This window comes from Blastococcus sp. SYSU DS0619 (assembly GCF_054051035.1).
Map to the genome: position 1 here is coordinate 15,611 of NZ_JBJHAM010000017.1, position 14,198 is coordinate 29,808.

Here is a 14,198-nt window from a genome sequence, read left to right on the forward strand (position 1 = left end):
CCGGGCAACTGCGCTTGATTCCCGCGCCCGGCCGCCGAAACGGGTGGGACGGCGACGAGGCCGCGCGACGGAGGAGCAAGGCTCATGGGTCGATGGTTCGCTGGGTCCAGGATCAGCACGCGCCTGATCGCCATCGTGCTCGCGGCGGTGATCGGGATGGCGACGATCGCCGTCATCGGTGCGCTGCAGGCGCGGAGCACGATCGAGGAGGAGCAGCGGAACAAGGCCCGCTCCGCGGTCGAGACGGTGCTCGGCGTCGTGGCCCACTACGGGGCCCAGGAGGAGTCCGGCGCGCTGACCCGCCTGCAGGCGCAGACCGCCGCGATGGACGCGCTGCGTGGGCTGCGGTACTCCGGCGAGGAGTACTTCTGGATCAACGACATGGCCCCGGCGATGGTGATGCACCCCATCAAGCCGGAACTGGACGGCACCGACCTGTCGGCGAACGAGGACCCCACCGGCAAGAAGCTGTTCGTCGAGATGGTCGACGTGGTCGAGCGCGACGGCTCCGGCTTCGTCGACTACATGTGGCCCAAGCCCGGCGAGGAGGAGCCGCAGGCGAAGGTGTCCTACGTCGCGGGCTACGAGCCGTGGGGCTGGGTGGTCGGTTCCGGCATCTACCTGGCCGACCTCAACGGCGCCTTCCGGGCCGAGCTGGTGACCATGGCTCTGTGGGCGGCGCCGGTGATCGCCGCCATCGTCGCCCTCACGCTGCTCATCGGCCGCAGCGTCACCCGCCCGATCCGCACGATGACCGACGTCCTCACCACCGGTGACCTGACCCGCCGGCTGGATGCGGGTGCCGGCCGCAACGAGCTCGATCAGCTGGCCACCGCGGTCAACACCACGCTGGACCGGGTGACCGACGTCGTGACCGAGGTCGGTCAGGCCTCCGAACTGCTCGAGGACGCCGCGCGGACGCTGTCGTCCACCGGTGCGGCGATCGCGCAGACCGCCGAGCGCTCGCAGGGGCAGGCGCAGAGCGTCACCTCGGCGGCGACCGAGGTGAGCGGCGGGATCGAGGCCGTGGCCGCGGGTGCCGAGCAGATGGGCGCCTCCATCCGGGAGATCGCCCACAACGCCGCGGAGGCGGCGCGGGTCGCCAGCAACGCCGTGGCGGCGGCGGAGTCGACGACGGCGACGATCGCCAAGCTGGGGGAGTCCTCGGCGGAGATCGGCAACGTGGTGAAGGTGATCACCTCGATCGCGGAGCAGACGAACTTGCTGGCGCTGAACGCCACGATCGAGGCCGCCCGGGCCGGTGAGGCGGGCAAGGGCTTCGCGGTGGTGGCCAACGAGGTCAAGGAGCTGGCGCAGGAGACGGCGAAGGCGACCGAGGACATCGCCCGCCGCGTCGAGGCCATCCAGACCGACACCGGCAGCGCGGTCCAGGCGATCGGCAGCGTCACCTCGATCATCGCCGAGATCGACGACTACCAGACGACGATCGCCTCGGCGGTGGAGGAGCAGACGGCCACCACCAACGAGATGACCCGGGCCATCAACGACGCCGCCCGCAGCGGCCGATCCATCGCCGTCACGGTCGCCGACGTGGCGAAGGGGGCGCAGGAGACGCACACAGGCGTCGGCGACATGCAGTCGGCGGCCGCGGCCCTGGTCGGGATGTCCGAGGAGCTGCGGCGCTCGGTCGACGCGTTCCGGCGCTGACCGCGCGGGGCGCGGCGGTGGGGCGCCGGGGCCCGGCTGGCCCGGGGCCGGTGGCGGTGGGGGTGAGTGCCCCGCCGTCACCGGCTCGCGTCGGCGGCGACGGCCCGTGGAGGGCGGTGCTCCACGTGGAACATCCCCGTCCCCGGACGGGTCACGGGGGATCCGCCCCTTGGGGTGAAGGGACCCGATCTCGGCGCGCCCCGGCGGCGGGACGTGGCGGATGATGTCGCAGAATGCTCAACCAGTCGGCCGGGACGTCCCGGTCCCGGATGGCGCAGGGGTCGATATGTCTCGGGTGGTCGGAGGGGGCGCGGCGGTGGCCGGTCCCGTCGCCGGCCCCCGCGCGCCCGGCGTCCACCGAGCCGCCCTGATCGGCTCCGACGAGGAGCTGCTCGCCTGCACCCTGCCGTACCTCGACGAGGGCCTGCGCGGTGACGAGCTGGTGGTCCTCGCATGCCTGCCGGACACCGCGGCGCTGATCTCCGACGCGCTCGGCGAACGGGCCGGGGCGGTGGAGACGGACATCCGGCTGTGCCTGCTGGACATCTCCGTGCCCGACGCCGCCGCCGCCACCTGGGAGCTGATGCGGCGGGCGAAGGAGACCGGCTCGGGGCGGCTGCGCATCGCCGGCCAGCTCGAGTTCGGCCCCGAGCCGCGGAACTGGCGGGAGGGGCTCCGCTACGAGGCCGCGGTGAACCTGCTGCTGGCCGCCCGGCCGGTGTCGGCGCTGTGCGTGTTCGACCGCCGGGTGCTGCCGGCCGAGGTGCTGGCCGGCGCCGCCGCCACGCACCCGGAGCTGCTGGACGGGTGCCGCGCCAGGGCCAGCACCGAGTTTCAGGAGCCGGCCGACTTCGTGCGCCGGCTGCCCCTGCCGCGCGAGCCGATGGAGGACGCCGCGCCCGACGTCGACATCCAGGACGCGCCGTCGCTGGCCGTGCTGCGCCGCGAGCTGCGGACCGTCGTCGAGAGCCGCGTGCCCGATCCCGACCAGGCCGCCGACCTGCACTTCGCGCTCAGCGAGATCGCGTCCAACGCCTTCCGGCACGGCTCCCGGCCGGTCTCCGCCCAGGTGTGGGCCACCGCGGACCGGCTGGTGTGCGCGGTCACCGACTCCGGCTGCGGTTTCGACGTGCCCTTCGCCGGCTTCCGGCCGGCCCACGGGGTCGACCTGGCCAACGGCGGCATGGGCCTGTGGCTGGCCCGCAAGCTCTGGGACCACGTCGACGTGCTGCGGGAGCCGGTCGGGTGCACCGTCCGGCTCAGCGCCCGGCTGCGCTGACGCGCGGCGCCCGGACCGGGTGGGCGGGGCCACTACGGTGAGCGACGTGGAGGACGCCGTCGACCTGATCCTGCGGCAGTGGGCCCGGGAGCGGCCGGACCTGGACTGCTCGCCCATGGGGATCGTCGGGCGGATCACCCAGCTCCAGCGGGAGGTGCACCTGGCCCAGCGGGCGACCTTCGCCCGCCACGGCCTCGATGCACCGTCCTTCGACGTGCTCGCGGCCCTGCGCCGGGCGGGGGAGCCCTACCAGCTCACGCCCACCGCCCTCATGCGCACGGCGCTGGTCACCTCCGGGGCCATCACCCAGCGGCTGGACCGGCTCGAGGAGAAGGGCCTGATCACCCGGGAGCGCAGCGAGGCCGACGGCCGGGCCGTCGTCGTCACGCTGACCGATGCCGGCCGGGCGGCGCTGGACACCGCGCTCCCCGACCACCTGGAGACCGAGCGGCGGCTGCTCGACGCCCTCCCGTCCGAGGACCGGGAGCAGCTGGCCGCGCTGCTGCGCCGCCTCCTGGTCGGCCTGGGCCGGGTGCCGCAGGAGCCCTGACGGCCCCGGGTCAGGACCGCGCGGTCTCGGCCGCCCCGAGCAGAATCCGGGAGTCCTTGCCCGCTCGCTTGGCGGCGTACATCGCGGTGTCGGCCCGGTGCAGCAGCTGCTCGGCGGTGCAGCCGACGTCGGCCAGCGCGCCGCCGATGCTCGCGGTCACGGTGACCGCGCGGCCGGCGAGCTCCACCGGGGCGCGCAGCGCGGCGAGCAGGCGGTCGGCGACGTCCTGGAGGCGTGCACCGTCGGCGTCGTCGAGCAGCAGGGCGAACTCGTCCCCGCCGAGCCGCGCGACCACGTCGCCGCCGCGGACGACGGTGGAGAGCCGGGCGGCGACGGCGAGCAGCAGCTCGTCGCCGGCCGCGTGCCCCAGGGTGTCGTTCACGCCCTTGAAGTCGTCGACGTCCACGAAGAGCACCGCCGGCGGGGCGTCCGGGTCGACCACGGCGGTGGCCTCGGCGAGCCGCTCGTTGAAGGCGGTCCGGTTGAGCAGGCCGGTGAGCGGGTCGGTGCGGGCCTGACGGCGCAGCTCGTCCTCGAACAGCTTGCGGTCGGTGACCTCGCGGAGGACGACCACCCAGCCCTCCAGGCCGGCCTCGTCCACCTTGCCGCTGATCCGGACCTCGACCCAGCGGCTGCTGCCGGAGCTGTGCTCGACCCGGATGTCGGTGTCGACGAAGCCGGCGACGGCGGTGCCGGTCTCACCGGCGGCGTCCACCGCGGCCCGCAACCGGACCTGGTCGCGGGGATGGGCCAGCGCGATCGCCGAGCGGCCGACGTACTCGCTACCGGGGCGGCCGAGCAGGGCCTCCGCCGCGGGGCTCATGTAGGTGATCGTGCCGGTGGGGTCGATGGTGGCGATGACGTCGGAGGCGTTGGCCAGCAGCAGCCGCATCCGCGCCTCGCTGGCGGCGAGGGCGGCCCGGGTCCGCTCGCGCTCCCGGTTCAGGGCGGTCAGCCGCCACAGCGCCAACCCGGTGAGCAGCGCGCTGCCCAGGCCGAGCAGGACGCCGATGCCGCCGTGCCCGAGGCTCCAGAGCAGCAGCAGCGCCGGGCTGACCAGCAGGGTGACGCACAGGCCGAGCAGCCGGCCCGCGGCCGCGTCGTCCTCGGACGCGGGCCGCCGGCCCAGCTCCGCCACGGACGGGTGCCGCCCGGCGAGGACCAGGGCGGCGACCGCGAGCAGAGGCAGTGGGTCGATGAACGGCACGTCCCGCAGCGTCCCGACGAGCAGCCGGCCGGTGTAGCCGGCCACGGTGAGGACGGCGGCGGCGAGCACCGCCATCGAGCTGACCGAGCGGCGGCCGCGGGCCAGGACCAGCGGAACGCAGACGAACAGCAGCAGCACGGTGATCAGCGGGGTGCCGACCCCCGTCTCGACCCGGTCGGCGGTGACCGAGTGGTCCTCCCCGCGGACGGCCAGCAGGGCGAGCCCGGCGGCCACCAGCAGGGTGGCGGTGTCGGCCCAGGCGGCCCAGTCCCGGGTGCGCCGGCCGTCGCGGATCACACCCAGGGCCCCGACGACGAGGGCCGCGTAGGCCGCGACGTCGAAGGCGGTCTCCAGGGGGCCGAAGATCCCGGGGAGGACGCCGGCCTGCGCGGGCACCTCCGCCGCGCAGCTGACCGCGAAGAGCACCAGGGCGGCGGTGAGCGCCCACCAGGCGACGAGCTGGGGCGCGGAGTGCCGGCGGAGCGCGGTCGAGGTGCCCGCGATGCCGAGCAGGAAGAGCACGATCTCAGCCGCGGGCCGCCACGGGCCCAGCGGCACGAGCGTCACCACGACGGCCACCACGAGCACGGCTAGCCCGGCGTGCAGCCACGCGGCGCGCGCGGTGGCCGGGGGCGCGGAAGCGATCACCCGATCCCATCGGCCGGCGGTCGCCGCTGGTCCATTGCCGGTCACCCTCAGGGGGGATGCGGCGCGCCGGCTCAGACCGGGGGGAGGTCCTCGGGTCGGAGGTCGGGGCGGACCCGGACGAAGCGCAGGGGGTGGCGGAACACCCCGGCCTGCAGCGCGGCGTCGGCGCTCACCTCGACGACGGCGGCCGGCTCGACGCGGGTGAGCGGGACCGACAGCCGGCCGCCGCCGAACCGGCCGGTGCCGATGCGCGCGGGCCAGGGGTGGTCCTCGCCCGCCGGGCGCAGGACGGCCGCCAGCTCCGCCGACTGCCGGGGCGAGAGCGGGCTGGTCCGGCCGACGACGACCAGCTCCCCGTCGCGGTAGCGGCCGGCCACCAGCTGGCTCGGCCGCTCCAGGGAGCCGATCACCCCACCGGCGAGGACCTCGGTGGTCTCCCAGCTCTTCACCTTCAGCCACTCCCGGCGGCCGGGGGCGTAGCGGGTGGCCGCGCCCTTCACCACCAGCCCCTCGACGCCGGCGGGCCGGAAGTCGTCGAACCACTGCCGGGCCTCCGCGGCATCGGCGGTCACGGGGGAGAGCTGCAGCGGCGGCGCCCACCGGCCGGCCAGCTGCTCGAGGGCCGCCCGGCGACGGGCGAACGTGCGGCCGCGCAGGTCCTCGCCGCCGGCGGCCAGCAGGTCGAAGGCGACGTAGGAGGCGGGCGAGGCGGCGACCTGAGCGGCGATGTGCCCGGCGGAGGCGACCATCCGGCGCTGCAGCAGCCCGAAGTCGAGCCGGTCGCCGTTCCAGATGACGACCTCGCCGTCGACCACCGAGCCTGCGGGCACCTGCGCCAGGGCGGCGGCGGCGACGTCGGGGAAGCGGTCGGTGAGGTCCCGCCCCTGCTTGGACCACAGCCGGGTGGAGCTCCGGTCGCGCACGACCACCAGCCGGTAGCCGTCCCACTTGGGCTCGTACCTGCAGCCGCCGGACAGGGCGCCCGGGTGCGGGATCTCCCGGACGGGCTTGGCCAGCTCCACGGCGACCGGCCCGGCCAGCTCGGGCGGCAGTGCGGGCAGACCCGGGACGGACGACGGCACGGCGTCCAGCCTCTGCGGTCCCGGTCCCGCGCGCAGGGTCGTGAGCCGACGGTTCACCCCTTCGTGGCAGGTCGCCACGCTCCGCGTGCAGCCGGGTCAGGTCCGGTCGAGCAGGAGCAGCGCGTAGGCCGCGAGCGACGGTCCGTCGGTGAACCGGCCGTCCCGGATCATGGTCCGCAGCTCGTGCTCCGGCACGAAGGCGGAGACCATGTCCGCCTCGCTCGCCTCCCGCGCGGTGGTGCCCGGCGTGAGGTCCGAGGCCAGCCAGACGTCGAACTCCTGGGTGGCGAGACCCGGCGCCAGGTCGAGGTGCCCCAGTTGCGTCAGTGTCCCGGCCCGCAACCCGGTCTCCTCGGCGAGCTCCGCCCGGGCCAGCTCCTCCGCCGTTCCCCCGGCACCGTGGGACCAGGTGCCCTGCGGGAACTCCCAGGCGCGTCGGCCGAGGGGGTGACGGAACTGCTCGACCAGCCAGAAGCCGTCCCGCTCGGCGGGCAGCACCAGCGCGAAGTCCGGTTTCTCGACCACGCCGTACACCCCGCTGGACCCGTCGGCCCGCACCACGCTGTCCTCCCGCACCCGGATCCACGGGTTGCGGTAGACCTCCCGGCTCTCCGTCGTCCGCACGGTGGCGAGCCTGGCACAGGCGTGGACCATGGTCGGTGATGACCGAGCGAAAGCCACCAGGGGTCTCCTTCGAGACGTGGGTGGACACGCAGATCGCGCGCGCCCGGGAGCGCGGCGACTTCGACCGCCTCAGCGGTGCCGGCAAGCCGATCGCCGACATCCACCGGGAGATGACCGCCTACGACTGGGCGGTGGCCAAGGCCCGCCGGGAGGGCGTCGAGACCGCGGAGATGCTGCCGCCGGGCCTCGCGCTGCGCCGGGAGCGGGACGTGCTGCCCGAGCGGGCGGCGCGGCTGGGCACCGAGGCCGCCGTCCGGGCGCTGGCCGAGGACTACAACACCCGCGTCGAGGCGTTCTGGCGCACTCCGCAGCCCAGCCGCTGGGCGCCGGTGCCCGGCCTGGCCGACGTCGACGCGCTGGTCGCCGGGTGGCAGCTGGCGCGCCCGCCGGAACCGCCGCCGGCGGCCCCGGTGGTGGAGGTCGCGCGGCGGCGCTCCTGGTGGCGACGCCGCCGGAGCTGAGCCCGGCTCAGTCGTCGGCCGCGGCGGCTTCCTTCTCGTGCGCCGCGAGCTCGCGGGTGGCCATGCCGCCGGTTCCGCCCTCGTCGTGCTGCCCCGGGTGGAGGTTCGGCTCGTCGGTCTCCTGCTTCCGCTCGCTCATGGGGCCGAGCCTGCCGTCCGCCGCGGAGACCGGCGACCTGGAGGGTGTGCGCCGGCAGCGAACGCGCGCCTGCCCCCGTGCCGGCGGGGTAGGGGACGGGGCACCCCATACCGAGGAGGTCCCATGACCGAGGTGCCCGGCACCGACCGCGACCAGGCCCGCGAGAACGTGGAGGAGCAGACCCCGCTCGTCCCCGAGGACGTCGAGGGGGCCGGCGACGAGGCCCGCCCGACGGGGGACGAGGGCGTGACGGGCGACGACGCCAAGCCGCCGTCCGGCAGCACCGACCCCGTTCGCTGATCCGCGCGACGTCCGGCTCTGCCCAGCGAGCCTGGGCAGAGCCGGACCGTCCGCGGGGCAGTCAGCTGGGCCGGGCGTCCCTGACGAACACCAGCCCGTCGAGGCCGGGCAGGTGCGCCGGATCCAGCGGGGCGTAGCCGAACCAGGGGGACACCCGTGGAGCGGGGACCGTCCCACCGAGGGCCGCCGCCAGCCGGCGGGTGTCCACGACGTAGCGGTCCTCCGGCAGCGCGTGCAGCAGACCCTCGACGGTGTCCGGCGGCGGGGCGTCCACGCCCTGGTGCCGGATCGTGCCGAGGGCCGTGGCCAGGAACGCGTACCGGTCGCCCAGGTGCGCGTCGACGATCGCGCCGGCGCTCCACCACTCCACCGGCAGGCCGCCCATCCGCATCCGGCTCTCGTCCCGCTGCAGGTGGGCGTTGTGCGCGTGCACCAGCGTCGGGCCCCGCTCGGCGAGGGCGAGCAGGTTGGCGGCCATCATCGAGTCGCGCACGCCGAGCAGCTGCGCCAGGCGGTTCGGCGACGTGTCGGCCAGCCAGGAGTGGTAGCGCAGCAGCCCCGTGGCGGTGCGCCCGTGCAGGCGTGCCCGGTCCCAGTCCTGCCGGGAGGACGCCGCGACCAGCCGGGGCGTCTGCGCGTCGAGCAGCGCCACCAGGTCGTCGGCGAGCAGCCGCAGCTGCCGCGCCTCCGGGGTCCGCCCCACCGACCGGGACGGGTCCCGCATCGCGGCCGGGTCGGTCCACCGGTCGTCCGCGCCGAGCAGCCGGTCCAGCGTGCCGGCGTCGCACGGGAGGAGGTCGGCGTCGACCCGTGCGCTGAGGTAGCCGTGCAGGGTGGTGAGGGCCTGCCGGGGGCCGGCGGCACCGGTGATCTCCAGCGGGCCGTCGAACCCGGCGAACTGCAGCTGCTCGGACTCCGGCCGGCCGTCGTTGTACGCGCGCATCCAGCGCACCAGCTCCCGGTTGGCGGGGAAGGCGCCCCAGTCGTGGCTGAGACCGCGCGCCACGACGTCGTCGAGGTCACCGGTCCCGGACCTGACGTGCTCGTCGACGACCAGGCCCATCAGGCAGTCGCTCTCGAGCGCGATCGTCCGGTAGCCCTCCTGCTCGACGAGCTGCCGGAAGAGGTCGTTCCGCAGCTCGAGCAGGTCGCCCTCGCCGTGGGTGGGCTCGCCCAGGGCGAGCAGCTGCGGTCGGGCCGGGAGCAGGGCCATGACCGCCCGGGCGTCGACGGCGGAGATGGCATCGGCAAGTGCAGCATCGGGACTTGCAGCATCGGGAATCGCAGCATCCATACCGGTCAACCGTATCGTTGAACGGACGGTGGAAACTTCTCGCGGAAATCGGCAGGGCGGTGCGGCAGAAGCCTCAAAGCAGTGGACGGCTCCGACCGGTCGACCTGGCGCGCGTCCACGGCCTGTCCACCCAGGCGATCCGCAACTACGAGGCGGTCGGCATCCTCCCGGCGGCGGAGCGCACGCCGTCCGGGTACCGCACGTACACGCCGCTGCACGCGCAGGCGCTGCGCGCGTTCCTCGCCCTCGTGGCCGGGCACGGGCACGGGACGGCCACGGCGATCATGCGGGCGGTCAACGACGACTCCACCGAGGAGGCGCTCCGGCTCGTCGACGAGAGCCACGTGCAGCTCCTCGACGACCGCCGCACCCTCCGGGACGTCGAGGCCGCCGTCCGTGGCCTCGAACCGGAGCCGCCGGGGCGGCGGGACGTCTTCGTCGGCCACCTCGCGAGCCGCCTCGGCATCGGCCCGGCCACGCTGCGCACGTGGGAGCGCGCGGGCCTGGTCCGGCCGCGCCGCGATCCGCACACCGGCTACCGGGTCTACGGCCCGGCGGACGTGCGCGACGCCCTCCTGGCCGCCCAGCTCCGCCGGGGTGGCTACCTGCTGGAGCAGATCGCCCCCGTGATCGCCCAGGTCCGGTCCGCCGGCGGCGTCGCCCAGCTGGAGGCCGTGCTCGACGACTGGCATGCCCGCGTGGCGGCCAGGGGCCGCGCCATGCTCAGCGGCGCCGCCGCGCTGGACGCCTACCTCGATCGCCGGCCGGCCCCGAACGCGCCGGAGCCCCCACCAGCACGCTGACGAGGGCTCCGCGCAGTTCTCGGCCGGGTGGGCCTACAGGACGTCGAACTCGTTGAACGCGGCGCCGCCGGAGAGGGTCGCGTAGCCGGGGCCGCGGTCGAAGAACGGCTCCTCGCCGGTCCGGGCGCCCCGCAGCTCCGCACGCAGCGCCTCGGTGGCGGCGTCGTCGGCCGTCCCGTCCTCGCGGACGACGACGCCGTAGTCCGCGCGGGCGCCGGCCACCGACACCTTGCGCCAGGCGATGTCCCGCAGCACCTCCTCGACCGGCCGGTCCAGCGGGTCGCCCCAGCCGCCGCCGCCCGTCGTCCGGATCCGCACGACGGTGCCGGCGCGCAGCGGCTCGGCGTCGGCCAGCGCGTCCACCTCGTGCTCGTCGGGGCCGCCCGGGTCGACGGTGATCTGGAACGGCCGCCCGGCCTTGCCGCCCTTCACGCCCCAGCAGGCGAGGATGGAGCGGTCGGCGATCGACATGAAGTGCGCATCGCGCAGCACCCGGATGTGCTTCTCGTACCCGCAGCCGCCGCGGTAGCGGCCGGGGCCGCCGGAGTCCATGGCCAGCCCCAGCCGCTCGACCCGCAGCGGGAAGCGGCCCTCGGTGAACTCGGTGGGCAGGTTCCGGGAGTCGGGGACGACGTGGATGGTGTCCTCGCCGTCGGCGTAGTAGCGCCCGCCCGAGCCGCCGCCGAGCACCTCGCGCATGAGGTAGGGCTCGCCGTCGAAGTCCGTGCCGTAGACGCCGGTGTAGCGGATCGTCTCCTGGTCGGCGGGCATCCGGCCGCCGGTCGCCTTGGCCAGCACGCCGGCGAGGACGCCGAGCAGCCGCAGGATCACGAACGTCCGGGCGTTGGTCGGCGCCGGGAAGATCGGGGTCAGCAGCGTGCCCTTCTCCGGGAAGCGCATCTCGATCAGCGGGACGACGCCCTCGTTGACGTCGAGCTGGGCCATCCGCTCCGGCGACTCGGCCAGGTTCCGCAGGATCGGCGCCAGCCACTTCTTCAGGAAGTTGCCGTCGGCGTAGTCGCCGCAGTGGTTGATCGGCCCCTTCGCCTGCGGTCCGGTGCCGGTGAAGTCGATGACCAGCGGCGTCTCCTTCGTGGAGTCCATGGTCAGGGTGATCCGCTGGCGGTGCAGCTGCGGCTCCTCGACGCCGTCGTGCTCGGCGTAGTCCTCCCAGACGTAGGTGCCGTCGGGGATCTGCGACAGGATCTCGCGCCGGTAGATCTCCGTGGAGCCGTCCAGGATGGCGTCGAAGCAGGCCTCGACCGCCGCCACGCCGTACCGGTCGAACAGCTCGCCCAGGCGCCGTGCACCGGCCAGGCAGGCCGAGCACTCGGCGTCCAGGTCGGCGGCCAGCGAGTCGGGCATCCGCGAGTTGCGCGTCATGATCTTCAGCGCGCTCTCGTTGGGCACGCCGCGGTCCCACAGCTTGATCGGGGGGACCATCAGGCCCTCCTCGTACACGCTGGTCGCCGCGCTCGGCATCGAGCCCGGGACGGCGCCGCCGATGTCGTCGTGGTGGCCGAACGCCTGCACGAAGGCGACGACCCGCTCGGCGCCGTCCACCTGCGCGAACACCGGCACGGTGACGCAGAGGTCCGGCAGGTGGCCGATCCCGCCCTCGGAGAGGTAGACGTCGTTGTGGAAGTAGACGTCCCCGGGGTTCATCGTCTGCAGCGGGTAGTCGCGCACCACCGGGTGCACCAGCGCCGAGTACGAGCGGCCGGTGAGCTTGCGCAGCTCCCGGTCGTGGATGCCGGCCCGGAAGTCGTGGGCGTCGCGGATCATCGGCGAGCGCGAGGTGCGGCCGATGGAGGTCTCGACCTCCTTCTCGATCGCGGCCAGCGTGCCGGCGACGATCTCGACCAGGACCGGGTCGGCGGCGACCGTGCTGTCGGTGAGGCTCATCGGCCGGACTCCTTCGTGAGCAGCAGGTTCCCGTGGGCGTCGACGGTCGCGGCGAAGCCGGGGTGGACCGGGACGGTCGAGCCGAACTCCTCGACGATCGCCGGGCCGGGGACGACGTCGCCGGGGGCGAGGCGGGGCCGGTCGTAGGTGGGGGTGTCGACCCAGCCGCCTCCGGAGGACGGCGCCGTGTGCTCAGCGTCGAAGAAGACCTGGCGGGAACCGGTGCGGGCCCGCTCGGGGCCGCCGTCCCCCGCGGGCAGCTCCACCAGGTCGGGGCGGCGGATCGGCCCGATCCCGCTGACCCGGAGGTTGACCCACTCCACGGCCTGACGGGGGTCGTCGGCGAAGTCGTAGCCGTAGAGCTGGCGGTGCGCCGCGTGGAACGCCTGCGCCACCTCCTCCGTGGCAGCCCGGTCCAGGTCGCCGTCCCCCACCGGGACGCGGACCTCGAAGGCCTGACCGACGTAGCGCAGGTCCGCCGTCCGCTGCATGCGCTGCTCGGCGGGCCCGAAGCCCTCGCCGTCCAGCGCCTCGCGGGCCTGGGCCTCCAGGCCCGCGTAGACCGAGCGCACCCGGTCCAGGTCGAGGTCGAGGTGCTTGCTGACGACGGTCTGCACGTAGTCGTTGCGGACGTCGACGGTCAGCAGCCCGAAGGCGCTGACGTTGCCCGGGTTCGGCGGCACCAGGGTGCGCGGCAGGTTCAGGATGTCCATCAGCCGGCAGGCCAGCAGCGAGCCCGAGCCGCCGAACGTGGTGAGCGTGAAGTCGCGGACGTCGAGGCCCTTGGCGACCGTCACCTGGCGCAGCGCGTTGGCCTGGTTCCACGCGGAGATCTCCAGGATCCCGGTGGCGGTGCGCTCCAGCGAGAGGTCCAGCTTCGCGCCGAGCTGCTCGAGGCCCTCGCGGGCGGCCCCCACCGACAGCGGGATCTCCCCGCCCAGCAGGTGCGGGGGGATCCGGCCGAGGACGACGTGCGCGTCGGTGACCGTCGGCTGGTCGCCGCCGTTCGGGTAGCAGATCGGGCCGGGATCGGCGCCGGCCGACTGCGGGCCCACCTTGAGGGTGCCCTCCGGCGACAGCCAGGCGATCGAGCCGCCGCCCGCGCCGACGGTGACGACGTCGATCATCGGGATCTTGGACGGGTAGTCGCCCACCGAGCCCTCGGTGGTGAGCGCCGGCTCGCCGTCGATGACGACGGTGACGTCGGTGGAGGTGCCGCCGCCGTCGCAGGTGAGCACCCGGTCGAACCCCGCGGTGCCGGCGATGAGGGCGGCACCCAGGGCGCCGGCGGCCGGGCCGGAGAGCATCGTGGTGATCGGCTGGTGCACCACCTCGGCGGCCGACAGCACGCCTCCGTTGCTCTTCATCACGTAGAACGGCACGCCCGGCGCGATCTCGTCCAGGCGGGTCCGGATGTTGGTGACGTAGGCGCCGACCTTCGGCTTCACCGCCGCGTCGACCAGCGTGGTGACCGACCGCTCGTACTCGCGGTACTCGCGCAGCACCTGCGAGCTGATGCTCACCACGGCGTCGGGGTGTTCCACGTGGAGCATCTCGAGCATGGCCTGCTCGTGGGCGTCGTTCGCGTAGGCGTGCAGGAAGCAGACGCCGATGGTCGTGATGCCGGCGTCGCGGAAGAACCGGGCGGCCGCGCGGGCGTCGTCCTCGTCGAAGGGGCGCACCTCGGTGCCGGTGTGGTCCAGGCGCCCGCGCACGGTGCGCACCAGGTCGGCCGGGACGATCCGCGGCGGCTTCACCCAGAAGTAGCTGTTGCCGTAGCCGTCGGGCACCGACTGGCGGGCGATCTCCAGCACCGACTCGTAGCCCTCGGTGGTGATGAACCCGATCCGGTCCAGCTTGCCCTCGAGCAGCTGGTTGGTGGCGACCGTCGTCCCGTGGCTGACCGCGGTGACCGACTCGCCGGTCAGGCCCATCAGGTCGAGCACCTTGCGGACGCCGGTGAGGAAGCCCTCCGCCGGGTCGGCGGGCGTGGACGGGGTCTTGGTGGTGGTGGTCGCGCCGGTCTCCTCGTCCACCGCGACGACGTCGGTGAACGTCCCCCCGGTGTCGATGCCGATGCGGACCCGGCGCGCAGTCATGGTCGAAACCTTAGCGTTGAGATACCTGCTCCGGAAGCGTCGGTGGCGAGGTTCTCCGGGCCGGGCGGCGCGCCCCGGG

At 74.6% G+C, this 14,198-nt stretch carries 13 protein-coding genes; 6 read left to right on the top strand and 7 right to left on the bottom strand.

Going from position 1 to position 14,198, the window contains the following annotated elements; all coding sequences use genetic code 11:
* Positions 1-84 precede the first annotated feature (84 nt).
* The 3 genes from ACI79T_RS16365 to ACI79T_RS16375 all read left to right on the top strand — a co-directional run bounded on the left by ACI79T_RS16365 (position 85) and on the right by ACI79T_RS16375 (position 3,497).
* Complete coding sequence (locus ACI79T_RS16365; protein ID WP_456611140.1) at positions 85-1,668, top strand: methyl-accepting chemotaxis protein; 1,584 nt, start codon at positions 85-87, stop codon at positions 1,666-1,668.
* Between the two features lie 316 nt (positions 1,669-1,984).
* The gene (locus ACI79T_RS16370) at positions 1,985-2,947 is read left to right on the top strand and encodes an anti-sigma factor RsbA family regulatory protein (RefSeq protein ID WP_456611141.1); all 963 of its coding nucleotides are present in this window, start codon (positions 1,985-1,987) and stop codon (positions 2,945-2,947) included.
* Between the two features lie 46 nt (positions 2,948-2,993).
* Entirely contained in the window at positions 2,994-3,497 is a 504-nt protein-coding gene (locus ACI79T_RS16375; protein ID WP_456611142.1) for a MarR family winged helix-turn-helix transcriptional regulator, read from the top strand.
* 10 nt (positions 3,498-3,507) lie between these two features.
* On the opposite strand, the gene ACI79T_RS16380 is transcribed toward ACI79T_RS16375, so the two are convergent.
* The 3 genes from ACI79T_RS16380 to ACI79T_RS16390 all read right to left on the bottom strand — a co-directional run bounded on the left by ACI79T_RS16380 (position 3,508) and on the right by ACI79T_RS16390 (position 7,058).
* Positions 3,508-5,352 carry a diguanylate cyclase domain-containing protein gene (locus tag ACI79T_RS16380; protein WP_456611143.1) on the bottom strand — a complete coding sequence of 615 codons (1,845 nt, stop codon included), beginning with the start codon at positions 5,350-5,352 and terminating at the stop codon, positions 3,508-3,510.
* Between the two features lie 71 nt (positions 5,353-5,423).
* Positions 5,424-6,434, bottom strand: coding sequence for an ATP-dependent DNA ligase (locus tag ACI79T_RS16385; protein ID WP_456611144.1), 1,011 nt, complete (start codon positions 6,432-6,434; stop codon positions 5,424-5,426).
* 96 nt (positions 6,435-6,530) lie between these two features.
* Positions 6,531-7,058, bottom strand: coding sequence for an NUDIX domain-containing protein (locus ACI79T_RS16390; RefSeq protein ID WP_456611145.1), 528 nt, complete (start codon positions 7,056-7,058; stop codon positions 6,531-6,533).
* 38 nt (positions 7,059-7,096) lie between these two features.
* Here ACI79T_RS16390 and ACI79T_RS16395 point away from each other — a divergent pair, with 38 nt between their 5' ends.
* Positions 7,097-7,579 (top strand): DnaJ family domain-containing protein, encoded by a 483-nt coding sequence (locus tag ACI79T_RS16395; RefSeq protein WP_456611146.1) that lies wholly within the window; start codon positions 7,097-7,099, stop codon positions 7,577-7,579.
* 7 nt (positions 7,580-7,586) lie between these two features.
* Here the strand turns inward: ACI79T_RS16395 and ACI79T_RS16400 are convergent, their stop codons facing one another.
* A complete protein-coding gene (locus ACI79T_RS16400; RefSeq protein ID WP_456611147.1) occupies positions 7,587-7,718 on the bottom strand; it encodes a hypothetical protein in 132 nt (43 codons plus the stop codon).
* Between the two features lie 123 nt (positions 7,719-7,841).
* On the opposite strand from ACI79T_RS16400, the gene ACI79T_RS16405 reads away from it, so the two are divergent.
* Positions 7,842-8,018, top strand: coding sequence for a hypothetical protein (locus ACI79T_RS16405; RefSeq protein WP_456611148.1), 177 nt, complete (start codon positions 7,842-7,844; stop codon positions 8,016-8,018).
* A 61-nt stretch (positions 8,019-8,079) separates the two neighbouring features.
* Here ACI79T_RS16405 and ACI79T_RS16410 read toward each other — a convergent pair whose 3' ends face one another.
* The gene (locus ACI79T_RS16410; protein WP_456611149.1) at positions 8,080-9,312 is read right to left on the bottom strand and encodes an erythromycin esterase family protein; all 1,233 of its coding nucleotides are present in this window, start codon (positions 9,310-9,312) and stop codon (positions 8,080-8,082) included.
* A 59-nt stretch (positions 9,313-9,371) separates the two neighbouring features.
* Here ACI79T_RS16410 and ACI79T_RS16415 point away from each other — a divergent pair, with 59 nt between their 5' ends.
* Positions 9,372-10,115, top strand: a complete 744-nt coding sequence (locus ACI79T_RS16415) for a TioE family transcriptional regulator (RefSeq protein ID WP_456611150.1) — start codon at positions 9,372-9,374, stop codon at positions 10,113-10,115.
* 33 nt (positions 10,116-10,148) lie between these two features.
* Here ACI79T_RS16415 and ACI79T_RS16420 read toward each other — a convergent pair whose 3' ends face one another.
* Both ACI79T_RS16420 and ACI79T_RS16425 read right to left on the bottom strand, forming a co-directional pair.
* Positions 10,149-12,020, bottom strand: a complete 1,872-nt coding sequence (locus tag ACI79T_RS16420) for a hydantoinase B/oxoprolinase family protein (RefSeq protein WP_456611151.1) — start codon at positions 12,018-12,020, stop codon at positions 10,149-10,151.
* On the bottom strand, positions 12,017-14,119 hold the full coding sequence (locus tag ACI79T_RS16425; RefSeq protein ID WP_456611152.1) for a hydantoinase/oxoprolinase family protein: 2,103 nt from the start codon (positions 14,117-14,119) through the stop codon (positions 12,017-12,019). Before ACI79T_RS16425 ends, ACI79T_RS16420 begins: the two co-directional genes overlap by 4 nt.
* Positions 14,120-14,198: the final 79 nt, after the last annotated feature.

Bases quoted from the DNA above. Each gene is read 5' to 3' on its own strand.
- ACI79T_RS16395 (WP_456611146.1), top strand. From the start codon at position 7,097: ATGACCGAGCGAAAGCCACCAGGGGTCTCCTTCGAGACGTGGGTGGAC.
- ACI79T_RS16405 (WP_456611148.1), top strand. From the start codon at position 7,842: ATGACCGAGGTGCCCGGCACCGACCGCGACCAGGCCCGCGAGAACGTG.
- ACI79T_RS16410 (WP_456611149.1), bottom strand. From the start codon at position 9,312: ATGGATGCTGCGATTCCCGATGCTGCAAGTCCCGATGCTGCACTTGCC.
- ACI79T_RS16425 (WP_456611152.1), bottom strand. From the start codon at position 14,119: ATGACTGCGCGCCGGGTCCGCATCGGCATCGACACCGGGGGGACGTTC.
- ACI79T_RS16365 (WP_456611140.1), top strand. From the start codon at position 85: ATGGGTCGATGGTTCGCTGGGTCCAGGATCAGCACGCGCCTGATCGCC.
- ACI79T_RS16400 (WP_456611147.1), bottom strand. From the start codon at position 7,718: ATGAGCGAGCGGAAGCAGGAGACCGACGAGCCGAACCTCCACCCGGGG.
- ACI79T_RS16420 (WP_456611151.1), bottom strand. From the start codon at position 12,020: ATGAGCCTCACCGACAGCACGGTCGCCGCCGACCCGGTCCTGGTCGAG.